At 71.0% G+C, this 1,769-nt stretch carries 2 protein-coding genes; one reads left to right on the forward strand and one right to left on the reverse strand.

The window, feature by feature from the left end:
• The first annotated feature begins 149 nt into the window (after positions 1-149).
• Positions 150-1,106, forward strand: coding sequence for an IS5 family transposase (locus ACWD5Q_RS35430; protein ID WP_451431177.1), 957 nt, complete (start codon positions 150-152; stop codon positions 1,104-1,106).
• Here the strand turns inward: ACWD5Q_RS35430 and ACWD5Q_RS35435 are convergent.
• Positions 1,024-1,650 (reverse strand): hypothetical protein, encoded by a 627-nt coding sequence (locus ACWD5Q_RS35435; protein WP_451431178.1) that lies wholly within the window; start codon positions 1,648-1,650, stop codon positions 1,024-1,026. The two genes, ACWD5Q_RS35430 and ACWD5Q_RS35435, sit on opposite strands and share 83 nt — an antisense overlap.
• Between the last annotated feature and the right edge of the window lie 119 nt (positions 1,651-1,769).

The following is a 1,769-nucleotide window of genomic DNA, read 5'->3' on the forward strand; positions in this document are numbered from 1 at the left end:
AGAGCGTGGTGGTGAACCGGACAGTGTTCGGTGGGTGGGGCTGGCGGGGGATGCCTCGAACGATCTTGCTGGCCGGTCGGCGTGCATGGAAGAACGGGCCTCTTGGCAGAGACGAGGTTGTCGACCAATTCTCCGGCCAAGGAGGCCCGTTGCTGTCCCAGTCCACCATCTCCGAGCCGGTGGGTGCCACTTCGACCACCCGGGCGTGTGACTGTTACGTCCACCAGTTCGGGGCGATCGGCGAGAGTGCCCGTCCTGCGTACTATCCGACCGACATGACCGACGCGGAGTGGGCCCAGGTCCGTACCTCGATGCCGGTGCCGGCCTGGCTGGAGGGCCGGGGCGGGCGTCCGGAGGAGCACTGCCACCGGGAAATGATCGACGCTGTGCGCTACGTCGTCGACAACGGCGGTAAGTGGCGCGCGATCCCGGCGGACTTCCCCTGGTGGCGGGCGGTGTACGACTTCTTCCGGCGCTGGTGCCGCCACGGCTACGTGCGCGAGCTCTACCAGCGGCTGCGACGCCTGGAGCGCAAGCGGCAGGGCCGGGAGGCGGAACCCACGGCCGCGGTCATGGACGCGCAGTCGGTCGACGGCTCCGACACCGTCGGCGCCGACAGCCGCGGCTGCGACGGGGCCAAGCTGCGCGACGGCCGGAAACGTCACATCCTGACCGACACGTGCGGCTTCCTGCTGGAGGTCACCGTCACCGCCGCCAACGTGCACGACTCCAAGGCCGCCCCCGAGCTGATCGAGGCGTTCATGGCCGAGCCGGGCCGCATGCTGAAGCTGGTCTGGGCCGATTCCGCCTACCAGGGCCAGGCCCTGGCGGAAGCGTTCGCGGCGCACGGGGTGGAAGTCGAGGTCGTGCGGCGCTCCGACGGGTCCAAGGGGTTTGTGGTGCTGGCGCGCAGGTGGGTGGTGGAGAGGACGCTGGGGTGGCTCTCACGCGCCCGCCGTCTCAACCGCGACCACGAGCGCCGCCCCGATCACCACGTGCAGATGGTGTGGTGGGCCGGTCTGATCACGCTGACGCGGCGGATGGCGCGCCAGCGCCTGCACTGGCCCGAGTACCGGCCGCACCGGCTGGATGCGCGGCCGGCGTGAACACCCCGCGCTCGCGCACCAGCCAGCCCCGCGCTTGAAGCGCGTAGGCACGGTGGCGCACCTTCTCCACCTCGTTCAACCGCGACGCGTCCCGGCCCAGCGCGCGCGTCAGCTCCTGCGCGGACACCGGCCCTGCAGCCGCCACGACCGCCGCGAACACCTGCCGGTAGGCCCCGGACAGGGACTGATCGTCCATCCCGGGCTGCCAGACCGGCGGCCGCGGGTCATAGCCCGCGCGCAGGACGGGGGCGGGCGCCGCCGCAGTGGCCGTGTCCTGAGCGGAAGCAAGCGCACGTGGCGAGACGTCATCACCTGTATCCGGCACTGCCAAAGTCTCCTGGCCGGCCTGAACGCGCCCAGCGACGGACTCGGCCTCCTCCGCGAGCGCGCGCAACACCTCGCCGCAGGCGATACGCGCGTGCTCGAGACGCTGCCGGGCGGCAGCAGCCTGTTCTTCGGCCTCCCTGACCACCTCCAGCCAGGACTCGAGCTCTTCCCGAGCCCGGGCCTCACGGAACTCCAGCAACGCGATCACCGACGGCACCGCACACCTCCGAGGCAGAACCAACCACCCGCTGGCTGCCCCAGGCCGACCACCCCCACACCGCAACCACCCGAAAGCCGCAGATCATCGAGCTACAGCGCGGTTCACCACCACGCTCT

The sequence above is a fragment of the Streptomyces sp. NPDC002513 genome, assembly GCF_053595355.1.